Source organism: Endozoicomonas sp. Z74, assembly GCF_057680865.1.
In genome coordinates, this window is the sequence record NZ_JBLYZI010000023.1 from 48,464 (window position 1) to 63,848 (window position 15,385).

General features: G+C 52.4%; 11 protein-coding genes. 5 read left to right on the forward strand and 6 right to left on the reverse strand.

Going from position 1 to position 15,385, the window contains the following annotated elements:
- Positions 1–16: 16 nt before the first annotated feature.
- The 3 genes from dxs to ACNRUY_RS09065 all read right to left on the reverse strand — a co-directional run bounded on the left by dxs (position 17) and on the right by ACNRUY_RS09065 (position 3,271).
- On the reverse strand, positions 17–1,945 hold the full coding sequence (gene dxs, locus ACNRUY_RS09055; protein ID WP_488111335.1) for a 1-deoxy-D-xylulose-5-phosphate synthase: 1,929 nt from the start codon (positions 1,943–1,945) through the stop codon (positions 17–19).
- Positions 1,946–2,069: 124 nt separating this feature from the next.
- A complete protein-coding gene (locus ACNRUY_RS09060) occupies positions 2,070–3,023 on the reverse strand; it encodes a polyprenyl synthetase family protein (protein WP_488111336.1) in 954 nt (317 codons plus the stop codon).
- Entirely contained in the window at positions 3,023–3,271 is a 249-nt protein-coding gene (locus ACNRUY_RS09065; protein ID WP_488111337.1) for an exodeoxyribonuclease VII small subunit, read from the reverse strand. Before ACNRUY_RS09065 ends, ACNRUY_RS09060 begins: the two co-directional genes overlap by 1 nt.
- 103 nt (positions 3,272–3,374) lie before the next feature.
- Here ACNRUY_RS09065 and ACNRUY_RS09070 point away from each other — a divergent pair, with 103 nt between their 5' ends.
- Positions 3,375–3,950: a cyclic di-GMP-binding domain-containing protein, MshE-related gene (locus ACNRUY_RS09070; RefSeq protein ID WP_488111338.1), complete on the forward strand. Its 576-nt coding sequence runs from the start codon at positions 3,375–3,377 to the stop codon at positions 3,948–3,950.
- A gap of 62 nt (positions 3,951–4,012) precedes the next feature.
- Here the strand turns inward: ACNRUY_RS09070 and ACNRUY_RS09075 are convergent, their stop codons facing one another.
- Together ACNRUY_RS09075 and ACNRUY_RS09080 are read right to left on the reverse strand one after the other, a co-directional pair.
- A complete protein-coding gene (locus tag ACNRUY_RS09075; RefSeq protein ID WP_488111339.1) occupies positions 4,013–5,488 on the reverse strand; it encodes an alanine/glycine:cation symporter family protein in 1,476 nt (491 codons plus the stop codon).
- Between the two features lie 443 nt (positions 5,489–5,931).
- Complete coding sequence (locus ACNRUY_RS09080) at positions 5,932–7,419, reverse strand: alanine/glycine:cation symporter family protein (RefSeq protein ID WP_488111340.1); 1,488 nt, start codon at positions 7,417–7,419, stop codon at positions 5,932–5,934.
- A gap of 310 nt (positions 7,420–7,729) precedes the next feature.
- Between ACNRUY_RS09080 and ACNRUY_RS09085 the strand changes: the two genes are divergently transcribed.
- From ACNRUY_RS09085 to ACNRUY_RS09095, 3 genes are all read left to right on the forward strand, one after another.
- Positions 7,730–9,157 (forward strand): carbon starvation CstA family protein, encoded by a 1,428-nt coding sequence (locus ACNRUY_RS09085; protein ID WP_488111341.1) that lies wholly within the window; start codon positions 7,730–7,732, stop codon positions 9,155–9,157.
- A gap of 342 nt (positions 9,158–9,499) precedes the next feature.
- Positions 9,500–10,948: a carbon starvation CstA family protein gene (locus ACNRUY_RS09090; RefSeq protein WP_488111342.1), complete on the forward strand. Its 1,449-nt coding sequence runs from the start codon at positions 9,500–9,502 to the stop codon at positions 10,946–10,948.
- A 201-nt stretch (positions 10,949–11,149) separates the two neighbouring features.
- Positions 11,150–12,058: an SAM-dependent methyltransferase gene (locus ACNRUY_RS09095; RefSeq protein ID WP_488111343.1), complete on the forward strand. Its 909-nt coding sequence runs from the start codon at positions 11,150–11,152 to the stop codon at positions 12,056–12,058.
- Between the two features lie 176 nt (positions 12,059–12,234).
- Here the strand turns inward: ACNRUY_RS09095 and ACNRUY_RS09100 are convergent, their stop codons facing one another.
- Positions 12,235–12,684 carry a YtoQ family protein gene (locus tag ACNRUY_RS09100; protein ID WP_488111344.1) on the reverse strand — a complete coding sequence of 150 codons (450 nt, stop codon included), beginning with the start codon at positions 12,682–12,684 and terminating at the stop codon, positions 12,235–12,237.
- Between the two features lie 318 nt (positions 12,685–13,002).
- Between ACNRUY_RS09100 and ACNRUY_RS09105 the strand changes: the two genes are divergently transcribed.
- A complete protein-coding gene (locus tag ACNRUY_RS09105; protein WP_488111345.1) occupies positions 13,003–15,102 on the forward strand; it encodes a hypothetical protein in 2,100 nt (699 codons plus the stop codon).
- Positions 15,103–15,385 lie beyond the last annotated feature (283 nt).

Here is a 15,385-nt window from a genome sequence, read left to right on the forward strand (position 1 = left end):
GTGCTGCCGGTCAGGATCAACCCAAGCTGACAGTGGTTTTCTGGTGATGTACGGCGCTTAATTCGGTGCGGCTCAAACGCTGGCTGATGGCATGGATAATACCGTCTTTATCAAGACCGCATTCAGCCAGCTGTTCACGGTGACTGGCCGCCTCGATATAGCGATCTGGAATGCCCAGGTTCAGTATGGGAACAGGGATCTTCTCCTGCTGCAGGTATTCAAGGACACCTGCGCCCGCTCCACCGGCAATGCAGCCTTCTTCCAGGGTGACCAGCAGTTCATGCTGGCTGGCCAGCTCTTTGACCATGGCTTCATCCAGGGGTTTAACGAAACGCATGTTGGCTACGGTGGCGTCCAGCTCTTCAGCGGCTTCAAGAGCATTGCCCAGCAGTGTTCCAAATACCAGCAGAGCCACGCGGTGGCCCTTGCGCCGGATTTCACCTTTGCCAATGGGCAGGGGCTCCAGGTCGGGTTGAATCTTGACACCGGGCCCGGTCCCCCTTGGGTATCGAACAGAGGCTGGGCCTGAATAGTGGAATCCGGTACTGAGCAGCTGCCGGGTTTCATTCTCATCTCCGGGGGTCATCACCACCATTTCCGGAATGCAGCGCAGAAACGCAATGTCGTAGCAGCCCCCATGGGTGGGGCCGTCTTCACCGACCATGCCAGCCCGGTCAATAGCGAAGAGCACGTCCAGCTTCTGTACCGCCACATCATGAATCAGCTGGTCGTAAGCCCGCTGAAGGAAGGTGGAGTAAATGGCCACTACCGGTTTCAGCCCTTCGCAGGCCATGCCTGCTGCCAGGGTTACGGCATGTTGTTCGGCAATGGCGGCATCAAAATAGCGTTCTGGAAAATGGTCGGCAAAACGGATCAGGTCAGACCCTTCTTTCATGGCCGGGGTGATGCCCAGCAGGCGATTGTCTTCCGCGGCCATGTCGCAAAGCCACTGCCCGAACACATTGGAATATTTTGGGCGTTTTGGGGTGTCGGGTTTCCTGCTTTCAGTGGATTTCGGTTCCAGTTTGGTAATGGCGTGATAGCCAATAGGATCCTGTTCCGCGGGTGTAAAGCCTTTGCCCTTGCGGGTGACTACATGAAGAAACTGAGGACCTTCCAGGTCTTTCATATTTTTCAGGGTGTGCAGCAGCATGGGCAGGTCATGGCCGTCAATGGGGCCAATGTAGTTAAACCCCATCTCTTCAAACAGGGTTCCGGGAACCACCATGCCTTTCATGTGTTCCTCGGTTCGTCGAGCCAGCTCCCAGGCATGGGGAATGGCGTTTAGGACCTTTTTGCTGCCCTCGCGGATATGGTGATAGGTGCGGCTGGACAGTACCCGGGTCAGATAGTTGGAAAGCCCGCCCACACTTCTGGAAATGGACATGTCATTGTCATTCAAAATCACCAGCATATTGGCTTTGAGATCCGCGGCATGGTTCATGGCTTCGTAAGCCATGCCTGCGGTCATTGCGCCATCACCGATAATGGCAACAGTGCGCCTTTTTTCCCCTTTGGCCCGGGCGGCAAGAGCCATGCCCAGAGCTGCACTGATGGAAGTACTGGAGTGGCCCACCCCGAAAGTGTCGTAGGGGCTTTCCTCCCGCTTTGGAAAGGCGGCCAGGCCGCCCTTCTGGCGCAGGGTTGGCATCCGGCGGCGGCGACCGGTGAGAATTTTATGAGGGTAGGCTTGGTGGCCCACATCCCACACCAGCCGGTCTTCCGGGGTGTCGAACAGATAATGGAGAGCGATAGTCAGTTCCACTACGCCCAGGCCTGCACCGAAATGCCCGCCGCTCTGGCCAACGGAGTAAAGGAGAAACTCGCGAAGTTCCCGTGCCAGCACCGCTAGTTGTGACTCTTCCAGGGTGCGCAGTTGTTCCGGGCTGTCTATCTGATCCAGGAGGGGCGTTTCTGGTTCTGTTTTGGGAATTTCGTGAAACATGTGCTCGCAATCAAGTCTGAGGCCAGTCTACCGGTGGGGATTGTACACCCAAGTTGACCGGAATAGCATCGATATTGGATCCACCTGAACGGATGGCTCGCAGGGTATCGACTTCAGGGGCTGATCAGTAATTTCTTTGAACAATATAATGGGCAATCTGACGTAAACGATCAGCAGATCCGTCAAAGTCCTCCAGAGCAGCCACCGCTTTTTGATGCAGCTCTTCAGCGTATTTCCGGGCTTTTTCCAGCCCCATCAGAGAAACATAAGTCGGCTTGTCCAGCGCAATATCGGCACCCTGTTGTTTTCCCAGGACTCCGGTGTCAGCTATTACATCCAGAATATCGTCCTGAACCTGGAATGCAAGACCTATGGCCTGGGAGTATTTATTCAGTTGCTGTAATTGAAGGTCTGTTACCTGTTGGTCATTCTGCTTTGCGCACAGTGCTCCCATTCTTACGCTGGCATTGATCAGGGCCCCGGTTTTGTGGGAGTGCATAAGCTCCAGCTGTTGCTGGCTGAGCCGGGTGCCCATGGCGTCATTATCCATGGCCTGGCCGCCGGCCATACCGGACAGTCCTGAGGCCTGGCTGAGGGTTCTCACCAGCTGCAGCCGGGTGGCCTCATCGAGGTGAGGGGCTGAGCAGAGATCATTGTTACTCAGGGTTTCAAATGCCAGGCTCTGGAGGGTATCGCCCACCAGAATGGCCGTGGCTTCATCGTACGCTTTGTGGCAGGTGGGTTTGCCCCGGCGCAGGTCATCATCGTCCATGGCGGGCAGGTCATCATGAACCAGTGAATAGGCGTGAATCAGCTCTACCGAACAGGCGGCAGGCACTGCCTGTTCCGGTGCCCCCCCGGCTGCGCGGCAGGCGGCAACGGCAAGGATGGGGCGGATGCGCTTGCCACCATTAAACACGCTGTAATGCATGGCTTCCATCAGCCGGGGGCTCACCAGGCTTTCCCGGGGCAGAATGGACGACAGTGAACGATCAACCAGTGTCCGGCAATCGTCTACAAAGGCTGACAGGGAGCCTGAGAGAGAATGTCTGTCGGAAAGGGGAGGCGCGTTGACCATTAAAGCTCTTCTCCATCCGGCGCAGTGAATGGCTGGCTGGTGAGTTCGCCATTTTTCTCCAGCAGAATCTGGACTTTCTGTTCTGCCTCGGTCAGGGCCTTCTGGCAGTCGCGGGTTAACCGGATGCCCTGCTCAAAGGCTTTCAGGGACTGCTCAAGGCTCATATCACCGGACTCCATCTGTTTCACCAGGGACTCCAGATCGGCGAGAGACTGTTCAAAGGCAAAGCCTTCTTTCTTTTCTGGCATGAAGTTAGCCTGCTTTGGACTGAGTTCTGGAAGCGTACATTCTGGGCGAGTAAATCGCTGGAACGTGTAAAACTTCACCCGATTATCCCGCTGGCCGATAGCTATGGCAATGGTATCGGAGGGGGCGATGATGAATAGTGAGAAACGCAGGCAAGCATACCATAAATCCAGACTGGGCCGGATTCTTGTGAAAAAGGGGTATCTCACGGGTCAACAACTGGACAGTGCTCTGGAAAGGATGGAAAACCAGTCGCAGCGGTTGGGAGAGTATTTGGTGGACCAGGGCTTGATTACCCGCTGGCAGCTCCGCCGGGCTCTGTCCAGCCAGAGTCAGCTTCGCCTTGCTGCGTCTCTATCCATGGCGTTACTGAGCCCGGTTCAGCTCATGGCCGCTGGTGAAGAAAATTCTGAGGCGCGTCCTCTGGTGGCGTTGATAAAACCTCTGCTTGAGAGCGAAGCCTCTGAAGGGACTCCCTTCCAGCTGGAATACGACCCGATTCAGGCCAGGGCTGAATTCAGAAATGACGGGCAGATCCGTTTGCGGCTGCCCAGCTCTCTTGGGGAGTTGAGTTTCGACCGTCTGAAATTGAAAAAGTCACAGCTCCCTGATGACCAGCCTCTGGCGCTGGAGGATATAGACCTTTCAGAAGCCAGCCTTCATGTAAGAACGATTTTCTGAGCTTTTCTGAAAAGCCGGATCACCTGAGGAGTGACCCGGCAGACTTCAGCAGGAGGCCGTTATCAGGCTCCGGTGGCAGGAGAGACTTTAATATTGGCTTTTTCACCTTTGGGAGAAGGGCCGGAGCTGTATTCCGTCCAGACATCCTTGTCCATGGTTTTATCCAGGAAAGGAAACTTGCGACGGTTAAAGACGGGCTTGATGCCCGCATTGACTTGCTCGTCAAAGTCTTTCAGAACCTGGGTGACAATGCTGGACAACACCAGAATGGCCGTCAGGTTAATGAGTGCCATGATGCCCATGGAAACGTCCGCAAAAGCCCACACCGTAGGCAGGTTGCCTGTAGCTCCCCAGGCAACCATAGCCAGAACCCCGGCCCGGTAAGCCATTACCAGCTGCTTGTTGTCCAGAATAAACCGCAGATTCGATTCGCCATAGTAGTAGTTGGCAATGATTGAGCTGAATGCGAACATCAGGATGGCTCCAGCCACCAGGTGTTTGCCAACAGGGCCCACCTGACTGGCCAGGGCGGCCTGGGTCAGTTCAATGCCGGTGACGCCGCTGCCCGGTTCAAGGGCTCCGGACATCAGGATAATGGCGGCTGTGGCAGTACAGACAATAATGGTGTCCATGAAGACGCCGAGCATGCCCATCATTCCCTGATTGACGGGATGGGTGGAATGGGCGGCTGCCGCAGCGTTAGGGGCACTGCCCATGCCGGCCTCATTAGAGAAGAGACCCCGCTTGATGCCTTGCATCATGGCCTGGGATACCATATACCCCATACCACCACTGGCAACGCTTTCCAGTCCGAAAGCGCTTTTGAAGATCAGGCTGAAGACCGCCGGGAGTTCTCCAATATTCATGGCAACCACCACCAGGGCGACGGCCAGGTAACCCAGGGCCATAACGGGAACAATCATCTCCGTTACCCGGGCGATGGATCGGATGCCTCCGAAGATCACCAGGCCACTGGTCAGGGCCAGCCCGATGCCAATAGCGATGGGAGGGACACCATAGCTATTAAACGCCGCGGCAATGGAGTTTGACTGAACGCTGTTGAAAGCGAAGCCAAAGGCAATGATCAGGGAAATCGAGAAGACAATGCCGAGCCAGCGTTGACCAAGGGCTTTCTCAATGTAATAGGCTGGGCCACCTCGATAAGTGCCATCACCGTTATTGGTTTTGTAGATCTGGGCCAGAATATTTTCCGCCAGGCTGGTGGACATCCCCAGCAGGGCAATTAACCACATCCAGAAAACGGCTCCGGGTCCCCCAAGGTAAATGGCCACAGCAACACCGGCCATATTACCAGTGCCAATCCGTGCAGCGAGGCTGGTGCAGAAGGCCTGGAATGGGGATACGTGGGTTTTGCAGGCTCTCTCTCTGCTGGCCAGCATGGTTTTGGCGGCCATGGAGAAGCGGCGGAACTGGACAAAGCGAGTCTTGACTGTAAAGAGCAGGCCTGCACCCAGAAGCAGGTACATCAGAATACTGCCCCAGAGCAGATCGTTAATGGACGCGATCAGATTATTCATAGATTTTCCGTGGCAATGGTTACCGGGTGATTCTTATTTCAAAATGATTTTTATAATATTAGGGAATAAACCCTGTGGTTTAGGTGTATATACCTAGCTGCGATGATGGGGTGATAAGGTGTCTGTTGAGTGCTTGGTGCGAAGAACAAAGGGTTTATGCAGGAAGCGGGTTTATTGGTTGTGAGGCGGTTGTGCGGCAATTGCTTATTCTTTGTGTAAATGTACTTGTATTCATGCTCGGTGAATTGACCTGGCTTATAAGAAAAAGCTGATGAATTTTTACCCGCTTTTTGCAAAAAACATAAAAAAAGACTGACGTTGTCTTGTGTTGAGATTCACTTTGTTCATAAGCAACCCGTACAAATGCCAGCATCAACAAAATTGTCTGGAGTTTTGTAGGTTGCTGCTGAGCAACGCGAAGCGCAACAGCAAGTTGGCGCGGCTTACAGGCCCTCCGCCTCAGGCAGGCTTCCCGGGTAGTCATCATCCTTTTCATCCAGCTTGCTTTGATCGCAGGTATCCACCCAGACGTCCTGGTCAATGGTTTTGTTCAGGAAAGGGAAGTGGGTTTTGTTGAATACCGGTAACTTTCCAGACTTGAGCTGGCGATCATAATCCTTCAGCACCTGCATGGCGGGTCCTGACAGCAGTACAATAATCAGCAGATTGATCAGGGCCATCAGTCCCATGGTCAGGTCCGCCATGATCCACACTGCTTCCAGGGGGCTGATGGAGCCAATGTAAACCAGAATAACGACGGCAGCCCTGTAACCAAAAAGCGCCCAGGGGTGGTCATGGATAAAGCGAAGGCTGGATTCTCCGTAATAGTAATTGGCGATCACTGACGTAAACCCAAAGAAAATCACGGCGATGGAAATAAACCATTGTCCCCAGGTCCCCACAATGCTGCCCAGGGATGCCTGGGTCAGCTGGATGCCATTGAGGGTGCTGCCTGCTTCCAGCTGGCCTGACAAAAGAATGATGGCCGCAGTGGCGGTGCAAATGACAATGGTGTCAATAAACACACTGACCATGGAGATGATGCCCTGGGTTGCCGGATGATGGGGCCAGGGGGTTGCTGCAGCAGCGGCGTGGGGGCCACTGCCCATGCCGGCTTCATTGGAGAACAGGCCCCGCTTGATGCCCTGCATCATTGCCTGGGCGACAGAGTAGCCAACCGCGCCTCCCGCTGCGGACTGAAGGCCAAAAGCGCTTTCAAACACCAGGCGAATGACATCAGGTACTTTATCGAATTGCAAAATGACCACCAGAATCGCAATGAAGAGATAGGAAAGTGCCATAAAGGGAACCACCAGCTCGGCAAAGCGAACAATGGAATGAACCCCCCGGAATACGATCAGCCCGGTGATGCCCGCGATGACAACACCGATGAGCTCGGGGCTGAAATCGATATGCCCGGAAACGGCCTGGGAAACGGAATTGGAATGAACGGCATTGAAGACGAAGCCAAACGTTACCAGCAACAGCGATGAAAACAGCAGGCCCAGCCACCGCTGCCCAAGGGCTTTCTCTATATAGTAAGAGGGGCCTCCCCGGAAGGTGCCGTCCCGGTTATTGGTTTTGTACAGTTGTGCCAGAGTGTTTTCCACAAAACTCGACGCCATGCCCAGCATGGCCACCAGCCACATCCAGAAGACGGCTCCCGGGCCCCCTATATAGATGGCAATGGCTACCCCTGCCAGATTCCCGGTGCCTACATGGGCGGCCAGACTGGTGCAAAGGGCCTGAAAAGATGAGATTTCATTACTGTGGGTTTTTCTTGAGTTGAGCATGATCTTCCAGGCGTGGAAAAAATACCGGATCTGGACAAAGCGGCTCCGAACGGTGAAATAAACACCTGCGCCCAGCAACAGATAAACCAGAACATATTCCCAAATAGCGGTTGTCAGGCCTGAGATCAATGCGCTCATACACACTCCGGTTATAAGAAAGTACCAGGAAAGCATAGCAGAGGGATTACAGGCGTCGTTTTCGTTACTGGCTATGGAAGTGTCGGAAAGTCCTCAGGGGGGCGCTGGAAAAGTAATGATCCAGGTCAACAAAAAGTGTCAGCAGATTGTTATATTGCTGATCAAAATTTGAGCTTTCTGGATTTGTTGTGAAACACATTTAGCGATGGGCATCTGGTTTTCCAGAACTTCCATGGTCAGGAGGCCAATTGAAAAGCAGTCAGATCCGTGGCTGTTTCAGGCAGGGTGAAAAGCACCCGGGAGCGTAGAAATGATCAGTTTTTTTGGTGCGTTAGTCATTCTGATAGTGGGGTACCTGATTTATGGTGCCTTTGTTGACCGGCACTTTGGCGCGGATGCGAACCGGGAAACCCCTGCCCACTCCCTGCGTGACGGGGTCGACTTTGTACCTCTGCCCTGGTACCGGATATTCCTGATCCAGTTCCTGAATATTGCCGGACTGGGGCCCATTTTTGGTGCCATCATGGGGGCGCTGTATGGGCCTGCCGCTTTCCTCTGGATCGCTTTTGGCTGTGTGTTCGGTGGTGCCGTCCACGATTATTTCTCCGGCATGCTCTCGGTTCGTCACCAAGGGAAATCCATCCCGGAAATTGTGGGTAACTACCTGGGAGAGGGAGCCCGGAAAGTCATGCGTGGCTTCTCGGTTATTCTGCTGGTACTGGTGGGTGTGGTCTTTATGATGGGGCCTGCCGGCTTGCTGGCCAACCTCGGAATGAGCGGGATCTTTGCCCAGTCTACCTTCTGGCTGGCGGTGATTCTGGCTTACTACTTTATTGCCACTATCCTGCCGGTGGATAAACTGATTTCCAAAATTTATCCGCTGTTCGGTGGGGTTCTGCTGATCATGGCAGTGGGTGTCGGAGGCATGATGGTCTTTAAGGGCCTGCCCATTCCTGAAGTGGGTGCGGATCTGGCTCATCCCAAGGGGCTGCCCATCTGGCCTATGCTGTTTGTGACCATTGCCTGTGGTGCCATCAGTGGTTTCCATGCCACCCAGTCACCCATGATGTCCCGTTGCCTGCCCACTGAACGTTATGGACGCCGGGTGTTTTATGGCGCCATGATTGCTGAAGGTGTGGTTGCCCTGATCTGGGCTGCAGCGGCCATGTCTTTCTTCCCCGGTGGAATTGAAGGCTTGAATGAGACTCTGGCCCAGGGTGGTGCCGGTCTGGTGGTTAAGGAAGTTTCCGTAGGTCTGATGGGTACCTTTGGTGGAATGCTGGCGGTGCTTGGGGTGATTGCCTGTCCGATTACCTCTGGGGATACGGCTTTCCGGAGTGTCCGTCTGATTTTTGCCGATGCCATGGGCATGAGCCAGACCGGTGTCCGCAACCGTTTGATGCTGGCTATTCCGGTATTTGCGGTGGGCTTCGCCCTGACCTTTATCGATTTCAATATTATCTGGCGTTACTTTGCCTTCTCCAACCAGGCGCTGGCTACCGTGGTACTCTGGGCTGCAGCCATGTACATGGTGCATCAGGGCAAGGGACACTGGCTGGCCTCACTGCCAGCAACCTTCATGACGGCTGTCTGCACCACTTATATTTTGATGGCACCTGAGGGGATTGGTCTCTCTTCAGACTTCGCCTACCCTGTGGGCATGATTGCAGCCATCGCATGCATGGTGTGGTTCCTTTACGCTGCCGGTAAACGCAATACAGCTGTTCAGACTGCCTGATTAAAGCCTGAGTAGTTCTTTAAGGCTGCAGCTCCTGCTGCAGCCTTTTTTTTTGAGGAATTCTGGTGCAATCGTTAATCCCGGACTAGGCTTGTCTTCTTAAAGGTTCATGATGCCTGAATAATCATTCATAACAACGTCAGCGATATTCGCTTTCACCATTAAGGAAATCAGCGTTTCCTGGCAAATCTCAGAGGCTTTTATTCAACCGATGAGCTCCTGCTCCCTGAGTGGCAATGAAATGGCTTTCTTCTTTTTACGGGGGCACACTAACCAGCCAGCTTGAAGAGTGGATGGGGGGGTCTTGATCTTCTGCGGCTTCAGACTCCGGAGGACAGGCTGATGACCAGCTTTCTGCTTTCCCTTGTGGCTCTGGTGGCAGGCTACTGCATTTATGGCGCTGTCGTGGAACGGGCATTTGGAGTCGAGCCAAAGCGCAGAACACCCGCCCTTGAGATGCGGGATGATGTCGATTTTGTTCCCCTGAGCTGGCCCAGAATCTTTCTTATCCAGTTTCTTAATATTGCCGGGTTGGGTCCTATTTTTGGAGCCATCCTTGGAGCGCTTTACGGGCCAGCTGCCTTTGTCTGGATTGTTCTGGGTTGCATATTCGCCGGAGCGGTGCATGACTTCTTTTCTGGCATGATGTCGGTCCGGCATGAGGGCAAGAGCATTCCGGAAATTGTTGGTATCTATCTTGGTGGGCATGCCTGTCAATTCATGCGGGTCATGTCGATTGTATTGCTGCTGCTGGTGGGTACCGTGTTCATGGTTGGGCCGGCCGCACTGCTGAGTAACCTGCTGTCTGGCACTTCCCTTGGCGGAGACAGTTTGCTGGCCAGTAAGACATTCTGGCTGATCGTGATTCTGGCGTACTATTTTATTGCCACCATTTTACCGGTAGACCAGCTGATCGGCCGGATCTACCCGTTGTTTGCCGCCGCTCTGTTGTTTATGGCCGTAGGCATTGGTTTCATGCTGGTTTATGAAGGGCTGCCCATACCCGAGATTGGTACTGCCTCTTCGCACCCGGATGGCCTTCCGGTCTGGCCCATGTTGTGTATTACCATTGCCTGCGGCGCCATCAGTGGCTTTCATGCCACGCAGTCCCCAATTATGGCCCGATGTCTGGCCAGCGAAAGCTACGGAAAACGTGTATTTTACGGAGCAATGGTTTCAGAAGGGGTGGTCACCCTGATCTGGGCCGCCGCTGCCATGGCTTTCTTTCCCAACGGTATTGAAGGCTTGTCAGCGGTACTGGCAAAAGGTGGACCTTCACTGGTGGTCAACGAGGTGGCGGTGGGGCTGCTTGGGGGACTGGGAGGCATGCTGGCTATCCTTGGGGTGATTGCCTGCCCGGTTACCTCTGGTGATACAGCCTTTCGGAGCATGAGGCTGATTTTTGCCGATATCCTTAAACTGCCTCAGTATCATCTATTGAACCGGTTGTTATTGGCGCTCCCCCTGTTTCTGGCGGGCTATCTGCTGACTCTGGTGGATTTTTCAGTGATCTGGCGCTATTTCGCATTTTCCAACCAGCTACTGGCAACCATTGTTCTATGGGCTGCTGCGGTTTACATGAGCCGTCAGGGCAGAGGCGTCTGGATGGTTTTACTCCCCGCGCTGTTTATGACTTCAGTGTGTACCACCTATATCCTCATGGCTCCGGAAGGCTTACACCTGCCATCCACTCATGCTTATCCTGCAGGGGCGCTTATCGCTGCCGCAGCACTGGGCATCTTTATTGTGAAATCCGTGGGTCCAAAAACACCGGAAGATGAGCTTGCCTGACATTACTACTTTGTCGTCCGTAGGAAAGGGCGCTTTTAAAATGAAAGTTTTTTGGGAATGAAAAGGGTATATGACCTTCATAACCTGACTGCAAGCGTTCAATCTTTGTGAATAAATATCGGTTACCGGTGGTAAACCCAAGCGTGCCGCTCTATCATTCCTCACTGTTTCAAAATTATGGATATAAAAAAACGTTAGTCTATGGCGATTTTGTCATTTCTTTTGGGGGTCACACTGACCTGGCTTATTATGTCCGGGCTTCTGGCTCAGGGAATTGCTCTCTTCCTGAGGGTGTGGTGGCCCTCTTCAAGTCGGTTAAGGGAGCTCGAAACCGACCAGTGGTTATTAAATAATCCCGTTGAACCTTCTTCAGGCTGGCGTCTGCTGGGGTACTGGAAAGAAACGTCTCAGTACCGACAGGCCTGTTCAGAAATGGCCGGGTTACTGGCGGATAAAGCCTGCCTGTCCAATCAGGACCGGGTTCTGGATATGGGCTTTTCCAGCCACGATCAGTTGCTGGTGTGGATGGATTATTACCAGGTGCAATCCCTGACGGCGATAGCACGGGATGAGCAGCAGATGGTTCGAGCCCTTGAGCATTGCAGCCATTTCCAGTCCCTCAAACTGTTGCGGGGAGGGGAAAAAGCCCTGTCGGATCAGGCGGAAGGTGACTTTGATAAGTTGCTGGCTCTGGACTGCGTGTATCACTTTGAGAACAGAGCAGCCTTTATCCGTAATGCCCGCAGAGCATTAAGGCCAGACGGAGTACTTGCGTTTACCGATATGGTGCTTTCCCGGTCGTTCCGTGATCGTCGGGAACAACGACTGGTGCAGTGGCTGGGAAGGGTGTCCGGTATTCTGGTTGAGGATATGCAGGTGCAGGACGCCTATGAAAAAACGTTGCAGGAACAGGGATTCAGCCAGGTTGAAATCATTGATATTACGGAAGATGTTCTTTCTGGCTACTGTTTCTGGTTTGGACAGCACTATCAAAGTCTATCGTCGTATACCCGATCAAAAATGTGGATTCGACTCAAGCTGCAGGTGTGGTTTATTCGCTGGATGTTGCACCGTTCCCAGCTCAGTTATCAGCTGATCATTGCCCGCTGAAGATTATCCACATCTTCTGTGGATAACCTTGTGGTCAGCTTCGGGATATTCGTCCGGGCCGGGTAAAACAAGGCTCTCAAAGAGATTGTTTAAAAAACGAACAGCTGTTTTTTGTTGATAAGTGACCTTGTTCGCCAGGCTTCGGGAAGCCCTGTGCAAGGGGGCAGGACTACCTATCAGGAAAGAATGTAGGCCAGAATTTCAACCACCTGTTCCGGTGTTTCTGCCGTGGCATTGGCGGCAGCGTCGACCTCTTTCAGGGCATGATTATGCTCTTCCCCATGGAGAGTGATCAGGGATTTATTCAGGGCCGCGGCAAAGCCTGCATCAAAGGCTGCGTTCCATTGCTTGTATTTCGGGCCGAAACGAACCACCACAATGTCCGCTTCACGAATCAGGGTGGAGGTGCGAATGGCATTGATGCCAGACGCCTTTCGATCCCGCCAGAACGGATTGTCTTCTTCACCCAGAATACGAACACCACAAAGGTCACTGGCTTCATGGTCGGTGACGGCGGATGAGAACGTGACGGGTAGTCCTTTTTCTCGACACCCGGCAATAATACGATCACGCCAGTCGGTGTGAATTTCTCCGGACAAGTACAGGTTCCATATTTTCTGGGTCATTTTATATACCTTACAGGGAAGAGGACGGAGATATTATTATAAGTCAAATGTTGTTTACAGGGAGGGTTTCTTTTAAATATAATGTTAATAACAAGTGATTAAATTTATTTTAAGAAATAACTTGTTTTGAAGGAGAAAGCACCTTTATTGACATAAATCAAAAAATAATTATTTCACTCGGATAAGAAAAAACATTTGATGAAAACCCAAAGGTCTTATAACTGCCCTGGTAAAGGCAGGGGGTTGTGCTCTGGGATTTAATCAAACCAATAATAACCTGTTTTGTCTGGTGCTTTTTCTGCGCCAGAGGTTGTAATAATGAAATATAAAAATATTTGTTCGGCACTACTGCTGAGTACTGTTGCTGTCATTTCCTCCAGCCCCAATGCTGATACGGGGCAGTCCGACCCAGTCTCTAAAAAGCTCAGGCCTCTGGAGGTGGGCTTCACTCAAGAGTTCTCGGTTCCTGTGGACGGTTCCTGGGATGGTCTGTTTTCCAGTAATAATCAGCTGGATTATGAACGTTTTGCGACCGAGGAACCTTCTGGCAAACCCTGGAAAAATGGTCAGTATGCGCTGAGCTCTACGTCAACCGATAAAGAGATCTGGTACGGCACCGCCGCCGCGTCCTGGTGTTACTGGCCCATGATCAGCATGAAAACGCCGCTGGTTCTGATGAACTTTGAAACAGAGCACCAGGGGTGCCAGCTGACGGCACCGGAAGGGCAATTTCCAAAAGCGCAGATTTATACCTATAACCTGGAAACCGGGGAGTCAATACACATAGGTCGATCCACCATTGGGAATGGTGAGCAATATTGGAAGGATGCCATGGAGCTCACTCTTCCTGCCACCGTGAATGGGGAAGTGGTGGATAAAAAGATTGACTTTGTCTTTCGTGGTGCGGGCTCTATGGGGGATTTGATCTTTTTTGCGGGTTCCTCAAAGCGGAATGTCCGGGATATTAAACAGTTGACGCTTGATAAACTGCCACAGGAACAACGGCAGATAGAAATGGCCAAGTTTCCTGTGAATTATGATTTTGACCGGGACGGGGATATTGGTTACAACCGGTTGTTTGTTTTCAACCACAGGACACAGCAGTACCTGGGCTATGCGGAGTTTTACTTTGACACCATTCGTCGCTTCCAGGTGGTGACCCATCCCAATGGGTCCGAGGCCCTTTACTGGTTCGGCGGGCCGGATCAGTCCGGTGGCCAGATCGGTGACAGTCGTAACATGATGCTGCGCTGGGTGGGCTCTGAGGAATCCCCGTTCAGCGGTGGTGAGTTTAATAATGGGTTTGCCGGAGTTTCTGATGACAGTTTCGAGTCCTTCGGTGTTGTGGGGGATTTTCTGAGGTTTGATAACCGCCGGAGCAGCTACTTCGTGAGCAGTTCCTGGTATCACCCTTATGGTGAACCTGCCGCTCTTCTGGTGACCAATGCCATGCCCGACAACGGTTATACCGCTGAGCAGCCCGCGGTCTTCACTCCGGTGATCAGCTATACCGACTATGATCCGGATCAAGTGGCAGCCCATGGCTCAAAATTTGCCGCCAATGCCTTTTTTGGCGACTACCTCTATTTTGGTTCTTATCACCAGGGGACTTCTTCCGCCTATGACAAGCTGATGCAGAAGTACTGTGACGGTGAGGGTATTGAAGTACTCTGCCGGTTGAAGGAGTACCGGCCTGAAGACACGGAGGCGCACCGGGAGTTCATGATGAAATCCTGGCGGGCTATTTCCGTTTTCCGCATCAAAACCAGGGATCTGCTGGCCGGGCGAAAGGCAAAGAAAAAGGTCGAGCTGCTCTATGGCAAGCATAAGGACTGGGTCTTCGTACCCACTAAATCCAGAGGCAGCCAGGTATACGACGGGTATAAGTTTCAGTTAAAGACCAACGGCATGAGACAAAAGCCCAGGTGGGGCGATGAAGGTTTTGGTCATCAGGGAATGGTGTACACCTTCACCATGGTGGAGCATGACAACAAGCTGTTCCTGGGCAGCTGGAACTCCACTGCGGGTCTGTTTGATATGTTTGAAAACCTGGATTACAACCCGCTGAGTCATACCAGCGTGTATTTTAATGACCAGGTGATTCCGGTGGCACCGGATGGAAAGCAGCGGATGACAGGGAACAATCCATCTTATTTTCTCTATCAGAGCATCATTGATGGCGCCAGAAAAGGAAGGTATACCCTGGACGAGGCCCGAAGCTCATGGTTAATGGTCTTTGAAAACACCCGATCACCCGCCAAAATTGTTGATAAGACCGGCTTTGGTAACCCCTGCACCAATGGCATCCGCAGTTATGAGAAAGTTGATGGTGAGCTTTATCTGGGAACCACCAGTTGGTGTAACCTGGGAGAGAACGCCGGAATGGAGTATTACAAATACGAGGGATCCAATCGGTAAGGGCTATTCAGAGAGTTGAGTTTTGAAGAACTCAACTCCTGCTTATCTGCTTCGCAACGACTCAATACCGGGCAGAAGCTGGGTGCTGGCATAGAGTTAATTGACCTCCGTCAGAGCTGGAGGCTTATTTGATGACGCCCTCAAAAGGCTTTTATTTGCATTAGTTCAGATCTGATCTGACAATTCCCTCTTCAAAAAAGGGAAGGGTTACCGATTTAGATAGAGGGTGAAATCACTGAAATCTAAATCGTAAAAAGGTAACCCTTATGATTCATACTAATCA

Excerpts from the sequence above, each read along its gene's own strand:
- dxs (WP_488111335.1), bottom strand. The coding sequence starts at position 1,945 with ATGTTTCACGAAATTCCCAAAACAGAACCAGAAACGCCCCTCCTGGAT.
- ACNRUY_RS09060 (WP_488111336.1), bottom strand. The coding sequence starts at position 3,023 with ATGGTCAACGCGCCTCCCCTTTCCGACAGACATTCTCTCTCAGGCTCC.
- ACNRUY_RS09065 (WP_488111337.1), bottom strand. The coding sequence starts at position 3,271 with ATGCCAGAAAAGAAAGAAGGCTTTGCCTTTGAACAGTCTCTCGCCGAT.
- ACNRUY_RS09070 (WP_488111338.1), top strand. The coding sequence starts at position 3,375 with ATGGCAATGGTATCGGAGGGGGCGATGATGAATAGTGAGAAACGCAGG.
- ACNRUY_RS09075 (WP_488111339.1), bottom strand. The coding sequence starts at position 5,488 with ATGAATAATCTGATCGCGTCCATTAACGATCTGCTCTGGGGCAGTATT.
- ACNRUY_RS09080 (WP_488111340.1), bottom strand. The coding sequence starts at position 7,419 with ATGAGCGCATTGATCTCAGGCCTGACAACCGCTATTTGGGAATATGTT.
- ACNRUY_RS09085 (WP_488111341.1), top strand. The coding sequence starts at position 7,730 with ATGATCAGTTTTTTTGGTGCGTTAGTCATTCTGATAGTGGGGTACCTG.
- ACNRUY_RS09090 (WP_488111342.1), top strand. The coding sequence starts at position 9,500 with ATGACCAGCTTTCTGCTTTCCCTTGTGGCTCTGGTGGCAGGCTACTGC.
- ACNRUY_RS09095 (WP_488111343.1), top strand. The coding sequence starts at position 11,150 with ATGGCGATTTTGTCATTTCTTTTGGGGGTCACACTGACCTGGCTTATT.
- ACNRUY_RS09100 (WP_488111344.1), bottom strand. The coding sequence starts at position 12,684 with ATGACCCAGAAAATATGGAACCTGTACTTGTCCGGAGAAATTCACACC.
- ACNRUY_RS09105 (WP_488111345.1), top strand. The coding sequence starts at position 13,003 with ATGAAATATAAAAATATTTGTTCGGCACTACTGCTGAGTACTGTTGCT.